This is a genomic window from Klenkia sp. PcliD-1-E (assembly GCF_024124375.1).
Taxonomy (GTDB): domain Bacteria; phylum Actinomycetota; class Actinomycetes; order Mycobacteriales; family Geodermatophilaceae; genus Klenkia.
On sequence record NZ_JAMXRZ010000014.1, the window covers coordinates 1 to 14,566 of the forward strand.

At 74.7% G+C, this 14,566-nt stretch carries 18 protein-coding genes; 13 read left to right on the plus strand and 5 right to left on the minus strand.

Annotated features, from left to right (window positions below; genetic code table 11):
• The 7 genes from NH342_RS04700 to NH342_RS04730 form a co-directional block, all read left to right on the plus strand.
• Positions 1-357, plus strand: a 357-nt coding sequence (locus NH342_RS04700; RefSeq protein WP_253011918.1) for a carbohydrate kinase family protein, incomplete at its 5' end; no start/stop codon positions are given.
• Positions 358-406: 49 nt separating this feature from the next.
• Positions 407-1,420, plus strand: a complete 1,014-nt coding sequence (locus NH342_RS04705) for a substrate-binding domain-containing protein (protein ID WP_253011922.1) — start codon at positions 407-409, stop codon at positions 1,418-1,420.
• A gap of 3 nt (positions 1,421-1,423) precedes the next feature.
• Positions 1,424-2,212 (plus strand): ATP-binding cassette domain-containing protein, encoded by a 789-nt coding sequence (locus tag NH342_RS04710; protein WP_253011924.1) that lies wholly within the window; start codon positions 1,424-1,426, stop codon positions 2,210-2,212.
• The gene (locus NH342_RS04715) at positions 2,209-3,246 is read left to right on the plus strand and encodes an ABC transporter permease (RefSeq protein ID WP_253011927.1); all 1,038 of its coding nucleotides are present in this window, start codon (positions 2,209-2,211) and stop codon (positions 3,244-3,246) included. Before NH342_RS04710 ends, NH342_RS04715 begins: the two co-directional genes overlap by 4 nt.
• Positions 3,243-4,277: a phosphotriesterase gene (locus NH342_RS04720; protein ID WP_253011929.1), complete on the plus strand. Its 1,035-nt coding sequence runs from the start codon at positions 3,243-3,245 to the stop codon at positions 4,275-4,277. Before NH342_RS04715 ends, NH342_RS04720 begins: the two co-directional genes overlap by 4 nt.
• A gap of 1 nt (position 4,278) precedes the next feature.
• A complete protein-coding gene (locus tag NH342_RS04725) occupies positions 4,279-5,028 on the plus strand; it encodes a glutamine amidotransferase (RefSeq protein ID WP_253011932.1) in 750 nt (249 codons plus the stop codon).
• A complete protein-coding gene (locus NH342_RS04730; protein WP_253011936.1) occupies positions 5,025-5,657 on the plus strand; it encodes a TenA family protein in 633 nt (210 codons plus the stop codon). Before NH342_RS04725 ends, NH342_RS04730 begins: the two co-directional genes overlap by 4 nt.
• Here the strand turns inward: NH342_RS04730 and NH342_RS04735 are convergent.
• On the minus strand, positions 5,654-6,853 hold the full coding sequence (locus NH342_RS04735) for an AGE family epimerase/isomerase (protein ID WP_253011939.1): 1,200 nt from the start codon (positions 6,851-6,853) through the stop codon (positions 5,654-5,656). The genes NH342_RS04730 and NH342_RS04735 overlap by 4 nt on opposite strands.
• Positions 6,854-6,928: 75 nt before the next feature.
• Between NH342_RS04735 and NH342_RS04740 the strand changes: the two genes are divergently transcribed.
• Genes NH342_RS04740 through NH342_RS04750 form a run of 3 tightly spaced genes read left to right on the plus strand, consistent with a single transcriptional unit; the run spans position 6,929 to position 8,638 of the window.
• Complete coding sequence (locus NH342_RS04740) at positions 6,929-7,669, plus strand: AIM24 family protein (protein WP_253011942.1); 741 nt, start codon at positions 6,929-6,931, stop codon at positions 7,667-7,669.
• Positions 7,670-7,698: 29 nt separating this feature from the next.
• Positions 7,699-8,106: a VOC family protein gene (locus tag NH342_RS04745; protein ID WP_253011944.1), complete on the plus strand. Its 408-nt coding sequence runs from the start codon at positions 7,699-7,701 to the stop codon at positions 8,104-8,106.
• A 19-nt stretch (positions 8,107-8,125) separates the two neighbouring features.
• Positions 8,126-8,638: a flavin reductase family protein gene (locus NH342_RS04750; protein ID WP_253011947.1), complete on the plus strand. Its 513-nt coding sequence runs from the start codon at positions 8,126-8,128 to the stop codon at positions 8,636-8,638.
• 114 nt (positions 8,639-8,752) lie between these two features.
• Here the strand turns inward: NH342_RS04750 and NH342_RS04755 are convergent, their stop codons facing one another.
• From NH342_RS04755 to NH342_RS04765, 3 genes are read right to left on the minus strand one after another with little or no spacing between them, the layout of a single operon-like run.
• Positions 8,753-11,038 (minus strand): SpoIIE family protein phosphatase, encoded by a 2,286-nt coding sequence (locus NH342_RS04755; RefSeq protein ID WP_253011950.1) that lies wholly within the window; start codon positions 11,036-11,038, stop codon positions 8,753-8,755.
• Between the two features lie 9 nt (positions 11,039-11,047).
• Positions 11,048-11,599 (minus strand): hypothetical protein, encoded by a 552-nt coding sequence (locus NH342_RS04760; protein ID WP_253011953.1) that lies wholly within the window; start codon positions 11,597-11,599, stop codon positions 11,048-11,050.
• Positions 11,592-11,957: a hypothetical protein gene (locus NH342_RS04765; protein WP_253011956.1), complete on the minus strand. Its 366-nt coding sequence runs from the start codon at positions 11,955-11,957 to the stop codon at positions 11,592-11,594. Before NH342_RS04765 ends, NH342_RS04760 begins: the two co-directional genes overlap by 8 nt.
• Positions 11,958-12,048: 91 nt before the next feature.
• Between NH342_RS04765 and NH342_RS04770 the strand changes: the two genes are divergently transcribed.
• Positions 12,049-12,498 (plus strand): peroxiredoxin, encoded by a 450-nt coding sequence (locus NH342_RS04770; RefSeq protein WP_253011960.1) that lies wholly within the window; start codon positions 12,049-12,051, stop codon positions 12,496-12,498.
• Positions 12,499-12,540: 42 nt separating this feature from the next.
• Here the strand turns inward: NH342_RS04770 and NH342_RS04775 are convergent, their stop codons facing one another.
• Positions 12,541-13,644, minus strand: coding sequence for a CaiB/BaiF CoA-transferase family protein (locus NH342_RS04775; RefSeq protein ID WP_308200609.1), 1,104 nt, complete (start codon positions 13,642-13,644; stop codon positions 12,541-12,543).
• 134 nt (positions 13,645-13,778) lie between these two features.
• Here NH342_RS04775 and crcB point away from each other — a divergent pair, with 134 nt between their 5' ends.
• Together crcB and NH342_RS04785 are read left to right on the plus strand one after the other, a co-directional pair.
• Positions 13,779-14,201, plus strand: coding sequence for a fluoride efflux transporter CrcB (gene crcB / locus NH342_RS04780; protein ID WP_253011966.1), 423 nt, complete (start codon positions 13,779-13,781; stop codon positions 14,199-14,201).
• On the plus strand, positions 14,198-14,551 hold the full coding sequence (locus NH342_RS04785; protein WP_253011969.1) for a CrcB family protein: 354 nt from the start codon (positions 14,198-14,200) through the stop codon (positions 14,549-14,551). The genes crcB and NH342_RS04785 overlap by 4 nt, the downstream gene beginning before the upstream one ends.
• Positions 14,552-14,566: the final 15 nt, after the last annotated feature.

A 14,566-nucleotide genomic window follows, 5' to 3' on the forward strand; every position in this document is an offset into this window, starting at 1 on the left:
GACCACGTCGTCGTCGGCCGCACCCGGCTGACCCGGCTGCTCGGCCTCACCGCCGCCGACCGCGGGCCCGCCACCACCCTCGTGGTCACCGACGGCGCGGACGGCTGGGAGCTGTCGGGGCCGTCGGGCCACGCCGTCGGGCCCGCGCTGGCCGTCGACGTCGTCGACGACACCGGCGCCGGGGACTGCTTCGTCGGCACCCACCTCGCCGGTCTCGCCGCGGGCCTGCCGCCCGTCCACGCCGCCACCCGGGCCGGCGTCGCGGCCAGCCTGTCCTGCACCCGGGAGGGCGCTCGCGCTGCGCCGTCCCCCGACCAGGTCACCGCAGCCCTGGACCAGCTGGCGCCCACCCCCTGACGCACCACCCGTCCTGCCCCGCCCCGCCCACCCATCCCGAGGAGAACCCGTGAAGCGTCGCCCACTCGCCCTCGCGGCAGGCGCCTGCCTGCTCGCCCTCACCGCGTGCGACAGCGGCTCGGCCGCCGACTCCGCGGCGCCCAGCAGCCAGTCGGCGTCCTCGTTGCCGGCGTCCAGCGTGCAGCCCACCGGCTGCGAGCAGGCGGCCGCCGACCCGTTCAAGATCGGGCTGGTCACCATCAACCTGCAGGCGCTCTTCTTCAACCAGATCAACTCCGCTGCCCAGGCGATGGCCGACCAGTACGGCGTCGACCTGCAGATCATCAGTGGCAACGACGACTCGGTCACCCAGGCCAACGCGATCGACACCCTGGTCGCCGGCGGGGTCGACGCGATCATCGTCGACGCCATCGACACCGAGGGCATCAAGCCCTCCGTGCAGGCGGCCGACGCGGCAGGCATCCCGGTGGTCGCCGTCGACGCCGTCGTCGACGACCCGAGCGTCGACGCCCAGGTCGGCACCGCCAACTCCGAGGGCGGGGCGCAGATCGGCCAGGCGCTGCTGGAGCAGTCCGGCGGCGAGGGCGAGGTCGGCATCGTCGGCGCGCTGAACTCCACCATCCAGCTCGAGCGCCAGCAGGGCTTCACCGACGCGGTCACCGCCGGCGGGATGACCGTGGGCACCGTCGTCGACGGGAAGAACGTGCAGGAGACGGCGCAGTCGGCCGCGGAGAACCTGCTGACCGGCAACCCGGACCTGCGCTACGTCTACGCCACGGGTGAGCCCGCCCTCATCGGTGTCGCCGCAGCCGTCCGCGGCCAGGGTGCTCAGGACCGCGTCGACGTGGTCGGCTGGGACCTCTCCGACCCCGCCGTGCAGGGTCTGCGGGACGGCTGGATCACCGGTGTCGTGCAGCAGCAGACCTTCGAGTTCGGCTACCACGCGATGGCGTCGGCCATCGACCTGGCCTGCGGCAACCCGGTCGAGCGCGACCAGCCCGTGCCCACCGAGATCGTCACCCCCGACAACGTCGACGACTACACCTTCTACTTGGAGGGCTGACCCATGACCCCCACGGGACCGACCGCCGCCGGCGAACTGCTCGTCGAGCTGTCCGGGATCACGAAGTCCTACGGGCCGGTGAAGTCGCTGCGCGGCGTCGACCTGACCCTGCGCCGCGGCGAGGTCCTCGGTCTCGTGGGGGACAACGGGGCCGGCAAGTCCACGCTCATGAAGGTGCTCGCCGGCGCCGTGCAGCACGACGGCGGCGAGATCCGGGTGAGCGGTGAGCCGGTCCGGTTCGCCACGCCGGCCGACGCGCAGGCCAAGAAGATCGGCATCGTCTACCAGGACCTCGCGCTGTGCGACACCCTCGACGTCGCCAGCAACCTGTTCCTGGGCCGCGAGCCCAAGCGCGGGCCGTTCATCGACCGGAAGGCCATGCACGAGCAGGCCGCCCGGATCCTGGCCGACCTGCACGTGAAGGTCACCAGCACCCACCAGGAGATCGGCACGCTGTCCGGTGGTCAGCGGCAGACGGTCGCCATTGCCCGCGCGGTCTCCTTCGCCCCCGACGTGCTCATCCTCGACGAGCCCACCGCCGCGCTGGCGGTCGCCGAGGTGGAGTCGGTGCTGAAGCTGATCGGCGACGTCGCCGCCCAGGGCGTCGGCGTCATCCTCATCACCCACCGCCTGCAGGACCTGTTCCGGGTCTGCGACCGGATCACCGTGATGTACGAGGGCCAGAGCGTCGACGACGCCGCCATCGCCGACCTGGACATCGAGACGCTGGTGGGCCTCATCACCCGTACCCCGACCCCGACCCCGACCCGCACCGAAGGGAGCCGGGCATGAGCACGACCCAGACCCCGCCGGAGGCCCCGGCCGGACCGAGCGCCCAGCGACTGGCCCGGCAGCGCTCGATCTGGGAGCGCACCAACAAGGCCACCCTGGTGATGGCCGGGGTGACCCTGGCGGTGTTCGTCTTCTTCGCCGCGGCCGACAGCGCGTTCCTGACCTTCGCCAACCTGTCCAACCTGGCCACCCAGGTCGGGCCGGTGCTCATCGTCGGCGTGGCGATGACCTTCGTGATCACCGCCGGGCAGATCGACCTGTCCGTGGGCTCCATCGTCGCCTTCGTGGCGGCGATCTCCGCCCAGCTGCTGGTCGCCGGTTGGGACTCCTCACTGGTCATGGTCGCCGCCCTGCTCATGGGCCTGGGCTGGGGTCTGGTCAACGGCTGGTTCACCGCCTACCAGGGCATCCCGGCCTTCATCGTCACGCTGGCCACGCTGTCGGTCGTCCGTGGCCTGGCGCTGTTCCAGACCGGGGGCTTCTCGGTACCGATCGCCTCCACCACCTTCGTCGCGAAGCTGGGGACGGCGCGCTGGCTGGGCTTCTCGGCCACTGCATGGATCGCACTGGCGGTCGTCGTCCTGGGCCTGGTGCTGCTGCACGCCACCCGGTTCGGCCAGTACGTGATCGGCATCGGCGCGGCGGCGGAGTCCGTCCGCCGGGCCGGGGTGAACGTCAAGCTCGTCACGATGGCCGCCCTCGGGTTCTCCGGCCTGGCCGCAGGCCTGGCCGGGCTCCTCATCGCGGCCCGGTTGGGGTCTGGCTCGGCCAACAGCGCGCAGGGCTTCGAGCTCACCGTCATCGCGGCCGTCGTGCTGGGCGGCACCAGCCTGCTCGGCGGCCGCGGCACCATCGTCGGGACCCTGATCGGAGCGCTGCTGACCCAGATCATCGCCAACGGACTCACCCTGCTGTCCGTCAGCCCGTACCTGACGCCGATCATCACGGGCGCCGTGCTGGTCCTGGTGGTGTGGGTCAACCTGCGCGGTCGCGACCTGGCCTGGTTCGTGCAGCGGCTGACGCGGCGCCCATGACCGCCGTCCGCACCGTCACCGGTGACGTCGACTCCGCCGACCTGGGCCTGGTGCTGCCGCACGAGCACCTGGCCAACGACATCTCGGTCGCCTTCCGGCCGTCCCCGGACCCGCGGCTGCGGGACCTGCTGGACGCCCCGGTCTCCGCGGACCTGGCGTGGCTGCTGTCCGACCACCCGTACGAGAACGCCGACAACTGCCGGCTCGACGACGACGTGGCGATGGCCGTGGAACTGCGGCGGTTCGCCGCCGTGGGCGGCGCGACCGTGGTGGACCTGACGCCGCCGGGCATCGGCCGCGCCCCTGGCCGGTTGCGGGCGCTGTCGGAGGCCACCGGGGCGCAGGTGGTGATGGGCTCGGGCTGGTACCTGCAGGCCACCCACCCGCCGCACGTCGCCGTCTCCACCGCCGACCAGCTGGCCGCCGAGCTGGCGGCCGAGTTCACCTCGGGCCACGACGTCCGGCCGGGCGTCATCGGCGAGATCGGGGTCTCCCCCGCCTTCACCCCGGACGAGCGGACGGCGCTGCGCGCGGCCTGCCGGGCGCAGCGGGAGGTCGGCGTCCCGCTCTTCGTGCACCTGCCCGGCTGGCAGCGGCGCGCCCACGAGGTGCTCGACGTCGTCCTGGACTCCGAGGGCGTCGATCCCGGGGCCGTCGTGCTGTGCCACATGGACCCCTCCGGGGCCGACCGCGACTACCAGCTCGCCGTCGCCGACCGAGGCGCGGTGCTGGAGTTCGACATGGTCGGGATGCCCTACGACTACCCCGGCGAGGGCCAGTCGCCCTCACCCACCGAGAGTGCCGACGCCGTCACCGCCCTGGTCGCGGCCGGGCACGGCGACCGGCTGCTGCTCTCGCACGACCTGTTCCTCAAGGCCATGCTCAGCCGCCACGGCGGCAACGGGCTGGCCTACGTCCCCGTCGTCTTCGCCGACCGGCTGCGCCGCAGCGGGCTGGACGACGACGTGGTGACCGCCCTGATGACCGCCAACCCCCGCGCGCTGTTCGAGCGCGCACCGAGAGGACGCTGACGTGGCCCGGATCCTGATCGCCGGCGAGAGCTGGATGACCACCTCGACGCACGTGAAGGGGGTGGACGAGTTCTCCGTGCACTCCTACGTCGAGGGCGTCGGTCCGCTGCGCGACGCGCTGACCTCCCGCGGGCACGAGGTCGTGCACCTGCCCGGCCACCTGGTGCCCACCGGCTTCCCCGACGACGCGGCGGCGCTGTCGGCCTACGACCTGGTGGTGCTGTCGGACATCGGCGCCAACTCCATCCAGCTCTCCCCCGGGGTGTTCGACCGGTTCGTCCCCGGCGCCGACCGGCTGGGCGCGCTGCGCGACTGGGTCGGCGCCGGCGGTGCGCTGCTGATGGTCGGCGGCTACCTGTCCTTCTCCGGCTTCCAGGCCCGGGCGGCGTTCCGCCAGACCGCGATCGCCGAGGTGCTCCCGGTGCAGATGCTGGCCGAGGACGACCGGGTCGAGGCCCCCGCGGGCATCTCGCCGGTGGTCACCGACGCAGGGCACCCCGCCCTCGGCGGTGCCGGCGAGGACTGGCCGCTGCTGCTGGGCTACAACCGGGTGGTCGCCCGCGCGGGTGCCGCCGTCCCCGCGCTGGTGGGCGAGGACCCGCTGGTGGCCCTGGACGAGTACGGCTCGGGCCGGGCCGGGGTGTTCACCTCCGACTGCTCCCCGCACTGGGCGCCGCCGGAGTTCTGCGAGCAGTGGCCGGGCTACGCCGACCTCTGGGACGGACTGGTCCGCTGGCTGACCCGCTCGTGAGCCGGGCGGCGGCGCTGCTCGAGCGGCAGGCGGAGGCGCTGGACGCCGCCTGCGACATCCCGTTCGTGCGGCAGGTGACCGAGGGGACCCTCGCCGACGAGGCGTTGGCCCGCTACCTGCTCGTCGAGGAGGCCTTCGTGCTCACCGCCTCGCGGGTGCTGGGTCGGGTGGTGTGGGAGTCCCCGACGTGGGACGAGCTGCTGCCGCACGCCCGGTCGCTGACCAATCTGGTCACCGACCAGCGGGACTACTTCGCCGGGCTGCGCGGCCGGCACCCGGTCGACCCGGCCGACGTCGACGGCGTGCTGTCCCGCGGTGCGGTGCTGGCCGACGTCGTGCTCGCGCAGGTCGCCGACGGTGGCCGGGCCGCCGCGGTGGTCGGGATGTACGCCGCCGAGACGATGTACGCCCGCTGGTGCACCGCCGCCGCCGCCGTCGACGTCCCCCGGGACCCCGACCTGCAGGCCTGGGTGCAGCTGCACGCCGAGCCGGCCTTCCTGGGTCAGGTCGACGCGCTGCGCGACGACGTCGACCGGATCGGCCCCGAGGTGCCCGACGCGGACCTGGACCGCTGGTACTCCGCGGTGCTCGACGCCGAGGCGCAGTTCCACGCAGTGGCGGTCGGCTAGGCCGTTCCACGTGGAACGGCACGGACCACGGACTCGGCCACGCTGCCGGTCACCGGCAGCCGGGGCAGCAGCAGGGCCTGGACGACGTGGTAGGCGTCGGGCTGGCCGGTCCAGGTGGTGTGCCCCAGCTGGCCCTCGGGGGTCAGCTCGTGGTGCCAGTTGCCGGTGCGCGGGTCGCGGAGCAGCAGCTCCACCTGCGCCGACCAGCGCTCGTGGTCCGCGCCGTACCGCGGGTCGCCGGTCAGCGCCCCCAGGACGGCGGCGGCGCCCAGCGCCTCGGCCATCACCCAGTGCATCCGGGCCGGGACGACGGGGTGGTCGTCCCAGTCCAGGGTGTAGACGAAGCCGGGGTGCCCGTCCGGGGACTCACCGCGCTCGACGGCCACCCGGTACAGCTCCCCCGGGGCGGCGGCGAGGTCGGCCGGCAGGTCGAGGACGGTGCCCAGCTGCGCGACGAGCCGTGCCCACTCGAACTGGTGCCCGACGGTCACGCCGTAGGGCCGGAACGGGTCGGCCGGGGTGTCGCGGTTGTAGTGCGGCTGCGGTGCCCAGCCGGCGTCGAAGTGCTCGGGCAGCCGCCAGTCCCGCGCCCGGGCCTCCCCCACGAACCGCTGCGCGGTGCGCACGCACCGCTGCCGCAGCTGTGCTGCCCGGCCGTCGTCCCCCCGCGCGTCCAGGGCGTCCGCGGCGGCCAGCTGGGCCTCGACGCCGTGCATGTTGGCGTTGGCGCCCCGGTAGTCCGCGCACGTGGTCCAGGCGGCGTCCCACTCCTCCACCGCGGCGCCGGCGTCCTCGTCCCAGAGGTGCTCGTCCCACACCGCCAGGGCCTCGTCCAGCAGCGCGGCGCCCCCGGGCAGCCCGACCCGGGCCAGGGTCGCGCCGGCCAGGACGACGAACGCGTGCACGTAGGCCTGCTTCGGGCCGGCCCGGTGCGCGTCGGGCCACCAGCCGCCGTGCACGTCGTCGCGCAGGAGCCCGGTGAGCGCCACCCGGCCGTGCTCGGCGAGCTCGGCGGCCCCGGGCCTGCCCCACGCCGCGGCGAGGGCGAACACGTGGGTCATGCGTGCGTTGATCCACGTCTCCGGGACCTTCCCCGGGGTGCGCCGACCGTCCTCGTCGAGGTAGCCGAACCCACCGCCCGGGTCCGCCGCGCCGGCCGCGGTGGTGAGCAGCTGGTCCAGCTCCGGGCTCGTCATCCCGCGACCGTAGCCACGCGGAGCCGGAGCCGACATCATGGCCGCGGCAGACCCCCGGAGGAGCAGGAGAGCACCATGCGCAGCGAGCTGTTCGCCCCCGAGTACGCCGAGCAGCAGGCGACCGGGATCCAGAAGCAGGGCGGCAAGATGTGCCGCGTCGGGCTGAACGGCGAGGTGTTCGCCCGGGCCGGGTCGATGGTGGCCTACCAGGGCAACCTGCAGTTCGACGCGATGGGCTCCGGGGGCATCAGCGGGTTCCTCAAGCAGAAGCTCACCGGCGAGGGCGTGCCGCTGATGAAGGTGCGCGGCCAGGGCGACCTGTTCCTCGCCGACGCCGCGCAGGACGTGCACGTCATCGACCTCGACGGCTCCGACGGGCTGACCATCAACGGCGCCAACGTGCTGGCCTTCGACCCCACGCTCTCCTACGACATCCGGCGGGTCTCCGGCGCCGGCATGGGCGGCAACGCCGGCCTGTTCAACTGCGTGTTCACCGGCGTGGGGCGGATCGCGATCACCACCAAGGGCCAGCCGGTCGTGCTGGCGGTCGACCAGCCCACCTACGCCGACCCGCAGGCCGCCGTCGCCTGGTCCTCCTCGCTGCAGACCGGCCTGCAGTCCAACGACTCCTTCGGCCTGGGCACGCTCATCGGCCGCACCACCGGCGAGCGGTTCACCCTGTCCTTCCACGGCCAGGGCTTCGTCGTCGTCCAGGCGTCGGAGGAGCCGCCGGTCAGCGCCGTCGGCGGCCAGGGCTCGGGTCAGCAGTCCGGCGAGGGCGGCTTCGGCGGCGCACTCGGTGCCTTCCTCCGATGAGTTCCCCCGACGCCGGCCGTCCTGCTGGCATGACCGCGAACCTCTGCCCCTACCTGTCCTTCGACGGCACCGCCCGGGAGGCGATGGAGACCTACCAGCGCATCCTCGGCGGCACCCTGACCATCAACACGTTCGGCGAGTTCGGCATGGACGGCCCGGACGCCGAGCGGGTGATGCACGGCCAGCTCGAGACCCCCGACGGCATCCTGCTCATGGGCTCGGACACCGGCCCCGGCATGGGCTTCGAGAAGGCCGCCGGGACGACGGTGTGCATCAGCGGCACCGACACCGAGAAGCTGCGCGGCTGGTGGGCGCAGCTCTCCGAGGGCGCCGAGGTGCAGACGCCGCTGGCCGTGCAGATGTGGGGTGACGAGTACGGCGCGTGCACCGACCGCTTCGGCACCCCCTGGATGTTCAACATCGGCGGCCAGGGGTGAGGCGGGGCAAGATCGCTGCATGACCGAGCCGCAGGAGATCGTCGACCCCCGCACGATGCGGGACGTGCTGGGCCACTTCGCCTCCGGGATCACCGTGGTGACCGCGGTGGAGGAGTCCGGCCCGATCGGGTTCACCTGCCAGTCGTTCAGCTCGCTGTCCCTGGACCCCCCGCTGGTCAGCTTCGCCCCGGCCCGCAGCTCCACCACCTGGCCGCGGCTGCGGGCCATCGGCCGGTTCTGCGTCAACGTGCTGGCCGACGACCAGCACGCGCTGTCCACCCAGTTCTCCCGGTCGGGCACCGACAAGTTCGCCGGGGTGGGCTGGTCGCCCAGCGCCCACGGCTCCCCGGTGCTCGACGGCGTGGTGGCCTGGATCGACTGCGCGCTGCACGCCGAGCACGACGGCGGCGACCACACCATCGTCGTCGGCCGGGTGCTCGACCTCGGCGCCACGGCGGAGCGCACCCCGCTGGTCTTCCACCGCGGCGCCTACGGGCTGCAGGCCGCCGTCGTCCCGCCGCCGGGCACATAGCACCGACCCTCGGGGCCGTCGATCGACGCTGGTCGACCACTCCGCGCCCGGAATGATCGATGACCGTCGATCGACGGCTGGGTCGGAGGTGGGTTGGAGGTGGGGTGGGGTGAGTCAGCCGAGGCGGACGGCGATGAGGGCGACGTCGTCCCGCCGGTCGAGGTCGGTCTCCACCGCGTGCGCGATGAGCTCCTCCGGCCCCGCGCCCACCGGGGCACCGGCCAGCCGCCGCACCAGCGCGGTGATGCCCTCGTCGAGGTCGGCGCCGGGGTGCTCGACCAGCCCGTCGGTGTACCCCACCAGCACCGTGCCGGCCGGCACCTGCACCGCCACGGTCGAGCGCCGGGTGCCGGCGTCCACCCCGACCAGCAGGCCGGCGGCCTCGTCGAGCACGCGGACCCCGCCCTCGGGCAGGCGCAGGAGCAGCGGCGGGTGCCCCGCGCTGGCGACCAGCACCCGCCACGGCCGGCCCTCCCCCGCCGCCGGCTCGGCCCGGACGTAGGTCATCGTCGCCATCGACGCCACGTGCAGCCCCTGCACCAGCCGGTCGACCCGGCTCAGCACGGCGGCGGGGTCGGGGTCGACGGCGTCCCACACGCAGGCGCGCAGCAGCCCGCGCAGGTGGCCCATCGCGGCCGCCGCGGCGACGTCGTGCCCCACCACGTCGCCGATGGCCACGCCCACGGCGCCGTCGGGCAGCAGCAGCAGGTCGTAGAAGTCGCCGCCCACGTCGGCGGCGGTCGAGGCGCTGACGTAGTGCGCCGCCGACGTGACGCCCGGGATGACGGGCAGCTGCGGGAGCAGGGACCGCTGCAGGGTCTCCGCGACCTGGTGCTCGGCCTGGTAGAGCCGCACGTTGTCCAGGGCCAGCGCGGCCCGGCGGGTGAGGTCCTGGACCAGCTCGACGTCGTGGTCGTCGAAGGGGCGGTCCTCGGACTGCCGGATCAGCGCCACGGCGCCGAGCACCCGCCGACGGGCGACCATCGGCACCGCCAGCACCGCGCGCCCGCCCAGGCGGCGGAACGCCTCGCGGGTCGACTCCTGCGCGAACACCTCGTCCAGGCGCTCGTCGGTGACTGCGGCCAGCAGCACCGGCTGCCGGGTCTCCATCGCCCGGCGGCTGGGCGACCCCGGCGTGAGGTGCAGCGCGTGCTCGGAGCTGATCGCGCGCAGCTCGTCGGGCAGGCCGCGGCGGTGCCGGGCGGCGGTCTCCTGCACGGCGCCGTGGTCGTCGACGACGGTGACGAAGACCCAGTCGGCCAGCAGCGGCACGCACAGGTCGGCCAGCCGGTCCAGCAGCTCGGTCATGTCCAGGGTGGCGCTCAGCGAGCTGGTCGTCTCGGCCATCAGGCCCAGCCGCTCCTGGGCGAGCTCGGCGTCCGCCCGGGCCTGCTCGGCGTCGGCGCGGGCCTGCTCGGCGACGGCCTGGGCCCGCTCGGCGTCCCGGCGGGCGGCCCGCTCTGCGGCGAAGGCTGCCTCGCGCTCGTGCTCGACCCGCACCCGCTCGGTGACGTCGGTCTGCACGCCGACGTAGCTGACCAGCTCCCCGGCGCCGTCGAAGACCGGGCTGACCGCCAGCTGGTTCCAGAACGCGGTGCCGTCCTTGCGGTGGTTGAGCAGCGTCACGGTGAACGGTTGCCGCTCGGCCAGCCCCCGGCGGATCGCCTCCACCGCCGCGGGGTCGGTGGTCGGGCCCTGCAGGAACCGGCAGTTGCGCCCCACCGACTCCTCGTAGGAGTAGCCGGTGACCCGGCTGAAGGACGGGTTGACCCAGACCAGCGGGTGGTCCTCCCGCCGCGGGTCGCTGATCGTGAAGGAGATGTCGGTGGCCAGCACCGCGCGCTCCCGCAGCGCCTGCAGCTGGGCCTCGTCGCCGTCCGGATCGACGTCGACCTGCAGGAACACCACGAGCGCCAGCCGGTCGTCGGTCGGCTCGGCGGACAGCGGGAACCCGGTGACCCACAGGGTGCGCCCGCCGGGGGTCAGCCGGACGGCCTCCCCCGCCACCGGGGTGCCCTCGGCGACCAGCGACAGCGGGCTGCTCGAGCTGGCCAGCGGCTGCCCGCCCAGGTCGGTCAGGCCGGCCGCGGTCCCCCACTCGTCGATCGGCACCGGCAGCCGGACGTCGCCGGCGAGCTCCACGGCGGCGGTGTTGGCGTAGACCACGGTGCCGGTGGTCTGGTCGATGACCAGGACGGCGACCGGGACGTCGGCGAGCACCCCGGGCAGCGCCGACCGGGCGCGGTCGCCGGACTGCGACACCACGGCGGTGGCCGCACCCACGGCGCCGGCCTGGTGCTCCCGGCCGCGGCCGGTCTCGGCGCCGGCGGCGGCGTCCGCGACGACGGCTGCGGCCTCGGGGGGGACGCCGGGGCCGGCGGACTCGGGGGCCGGAGGCACGCGGGGATCCTACCGGCGGCGCTCCGGGTCCCCGGGTCCGTCGATCGGGTGAGGGGGCGGCGGACCCTCGTCGGCGTCGGCGTCGGCGTCGGCGTCGGCGTCGGCGTCGGCCTCGGCCTCGACGTCGGCCTCGACGTCGGCCAGGTGCCGGAGCCAGAGGAGCCCGAGGACGGGCAGGGCGAGCGGGATGAACCCGTAGCCCTGCCCGTACACCGACCACACGGTGGAGTCGGGGAAGGCGGCCCGGTCCACCAGCGACAGCGTGCCGACCACCAGCACGCCGACCAGCTCGACGACGCACGCGACGACCGCGGTGCGCCTGCCCCCCCGACCGCCGCGGGCCAGGCCCACCGTGGCCACCAGGTAGACCACCGCGGAGAAGGCCGACAGCAGGTAGGCCAGGGGCGCCTCGTCGAACTGCACGGCCAGCTGGACGGCGGCCCGGGCGCCGGCGGCGAGGGCGAAGGTGCCGTAGACCGCGACCAGCACCCGGCCGGGGCCGCGGGCGGCGCCGCCGGCGCCGGACGGCTCGGCGGCCGGCGCCCCGAGACGGTCAGCCACCGGTGGCCTCCCACAGCTGAAGCAGCCGCCAGACCATGACCGACACGACCAGCCCGGCCACGGCGAGCACGGTCCCCGCCCAGCGGGTGGGCTCGCTGCGCGCCCACAGCACACCGGCGACCGGGACCAGCACCACGCTGATCAGGTAGGCCAGGAACGTGGCGGTCTCCGGCGGCCGCTGCCCCCCGGCCATCGCCACCGCGACCAGCGCCAGCTGCAGCAGCAGCACGACCTCCAGTGCCCCGGCGGCGGCCAGGTGCGCGAGGCCGGTGCGCCGGCGCAGAGCGGTGGACAGACCGCCGAGGGCGGCCAGCACCAGCGCGAGCGCGCTGGCCAGCGCCACGAGCGGGGTGTTCACGCGGCCATCCTCCCAGCGTGTCCGCCACCGGTCGGGTGCGGGGAACCTGTTCCACGTGAACCATGGGGGACGTCCAGCACGAAGGAGGGTCATGAAGACCGGTGACGTCGCGCCCGATTTCGAGCTGCCCGACCAGGACGGCCGCCCCCGCCGGCTGTCGACGATGCTGCAGGACGGCCCCGTGGTGCTGTTCTTCTACCCGCTCGCGTCCTCCGGTGGTTGCACCACCGAGATGTGCACCGTCCGCGACGAGGCCGCCCGGTTCGCCGAGGTGGGCGCCCAGCGCGTGGGCATCAGCCAGGACAGCGTCGAGAAGCAGAAGGCCTTCGCCGAGGGCAACGGCTTCGACTACCCGCTGCTCTCGGACGCCGACGGTGCGGTGTGCTCCGCCTACGGCACGAACCGCGGCTGGAAGGCCGCCCCGGTCAAGCGGCACACGGTCGTCATCGGCACCGACGGCCGGGTCCGCGACGTGATCAAGAGCGAGTTCCGGTTCAGCGCGCACGCCGACAAGGCGCTCTCCGCGCTCAGCCCCTCCTGATGCTCCGGCCGGGCGGTGGCCACTCCCCCGCCCGGCCGGGTCCTACGACAGCCCGAGCTCGGCCCGGATCTCCTCGCCGTGCTCGCCGACGGCGGGCACCCGGCCGACCTCGCCCGGGGTGGCGGAGAACCGCGGGGCGACGGCGGGCTGCACCACGCCGTCCACCTCCACGAAGACCCCGCGCTCGCGGACGTGCTGGTCGGCCGTGGCCTCCCGCAGCGACCAGACCGGCGCGACGCAGGCGTCGGTGCCGGCGAAGACCTGCCACCACTCCGCGCGGGTGCGACGGGCGAAGACCTCGGTGAACCGCGCCCGCAGCGCCGGCCACGCCGCCGGGTCGGTGCGGTCGGGGAGCGTGGGGTCCCCGGTCAGCCCCAGACCGTCCAGCAGTGCGGCGTAGAACTGCTCCTCCAGCGCGCCCACGGCCAGGAACACGCCGTCCGCGCAGGCGTAGACGTCGTAGAACGGGGCGCCGGTGTCGAGCAGGTTGCTCCCGCGCTCGTCGGTCCAGGCACCGGCGTCGAGCATCCCGTGGATCATCGTGGTGAGGACGGCGGTGCCGTCGACGATCGCCGCGTCCACCACCTGGCCCTCCCCGGTGGCGCGGGCGTGCAGCAGGCCGGCCACCACGCCGAGGGCCAGGAACACCCCGCCGCCGCCGAAGTCGCCGAGCAGGTTCAGCGGCGGCGCCGGCCGCTCGCCCGGCCGGCCGGTGGCCCCCAGCGCCCCGGTGAGCGCGATGTAGCCGATGTCGTGCCCGGCGGTGTGGGCCAGCGGACCGGTCTGGCCCCAGCCGGTCATCCGGCCGTACACCAGCGCCGGGTTGGCCGCGTGCGCCTGCTCCGGCCCGAGGCCCAGGCGCTCCATGACGCCGGGGCGGAAGCCCTCCAGCAGCACGTCGGCCCGGCCGACCAGCGCGCGGACGACGGCCAGGTCGCCGTCGTCCTTCAGGTCCAGGGCGATCGAGCGCTTGCCGCGGTCCAGCAGCGACGTCGCGCCCAGCGAGCCGACCAGCCCGCCGGCGCGGGACCGGCGGTCGACCCGGACGACGTCGGCCCCCAGGTCGGCCAGGAGCATCCCGCAGAACGGCCCCGGGCCCAGCCCAGCGAACTCCACGACCCGCACACCCTGCAACGGTCCGGCCACGCTGCCGCCCCTCGTCGTCCGCTCCGTCCCCCGAGCCGCCCTCCGACGACGGGTATCGGAAGCTTTGCACCCCTGTTCCGGGCCGATGCGTGGGGTGGAGCTTCCGATACCCCACGGGTGGCAGGCTCCCGGGGGTGACCTACCTGGTGGTGGCCCTCGGGGGTGCCCTCGGCGCGCTGGCCCGCTGGGGCGTCTCGCTCGGGCTGCCGCACACCCCCGGCAGCTGGCCCTGGGCCACGGTCACCGTCAACCTGACCGGCTGCCTGGCCATCGGGGTGCTGCTCGCCGTCCTGCTGGCCCGGTTCCCCGACCACCCGTGGCTGCGGCCGTTCCTGGCCACCGGGGTGCTGGGTGGCTACACCACGTTCTCCGCCTTCGCCGTCGATGCCGTGCACCTGGTCGACGCCGGTCGTTGGCTGGTGGCGGTGGCGTACGTGCTGGTCAGCACGGTGGGTGGGCTGGCCGCGGTGGTCGCGGGCCTGCTGGTGGGCCGGCGGGCCGCGGGGGCCGCCGAACCCGTGGCCGCCGACCTCGAGGCCGGGGAGGACCGGTCGTGACCGCGCTGTGGGTCGCCCTGGGCGCGCTGGTGGGGGCGCCGCTGCGGCTGGCCGCCGACCGGGCCGCGGTGCGGTGGCGCGGGGCGGGCAGCGTCGTCGGGGTCCTCGTCGTCAACGTCGTCGGCAGCCTGGTGCTGGGGGTGGTGGCCGGGGCCCGCGGCCTGGGCCCGGTGGTCGTCGCGCTGGTCGGCACCGGGTTCTGCGGCGCGCTGACCACCTTCTCCACCTTCGGCTTCGACGTCGTCCGGTTGGTGGAGGAGCGCCGGGTGGCCCGCGCACTGGCCTACCTGGGCGGTTCGCTGCTGCTGGGGCTCGCGACGGCCGCGATCGGGTACGGCGCCGTCCGCTGACCTGCGGGGCGCCCC

What these genes read in the sequence shown, in the direction of transcription:
- NH342_RS04710 (WP_253011924.1), top strand. Translation starts at nt 1,424, where the DNA reads ATGACCCCCACGGGACCGACCGCCGCCGGCGAACTGCTCGTCGAGCTG.
- NH342_RS04715 (WP_253011927.1), top strand. Translation starts at nt 2,209, where the DNA reads ATGAGCACGACCCAGACCCCGCCGGAGGCCCCGGCCGGACCGAGCGCC.
- NH342_RS04720 (WP_253011929.1), top strand. Translation starts at nt 3,243, where the DNA reads ATGACCGCCGTCCGCACCGTCACCGGTGACGTCGACTCCGCCGACCTG.
- NH342_RS04735 (WP_253011939.1), bottom strand. Translation starts at nt 6,853, where the DNA reads ATGACGAGCCCGGAGCTGGACCAGCTGCTCACCACCGCGGCCGGCGCG.
- NH342_RS04740 (WP_253011942.1), top strand. Translation starts at nt 6,929, where the DNA reads ATGCGCAGCGAGCTGTTCGCCCCCGAGTACGCCGAGCAGCAGGCGACC.
- NH342_RS04745 (WP_253011944.1), top strand. Translation starts at nt 7,699, where the DNA reads ATGACCGCGAACCTCTGCCCCTACCTGTCCTTCGACGGCACCGCCCGG.
- NH342_RS04750 (WP_253011947.1), top strand. Translation starts at nt 8,126, where the DNA reads ATGACCGAGCCGCAGGAGATCGTCGACCCCCGCACGATGCGGGACGTG.
- NH342_RS04770 (WP_253011960.1), top strand. Translation starts at nt 12,049, where the DNA reads ATGAAGACCGGTGACGTCGCGCCCGATTTCGAGCTGCCCGACCAGGAC.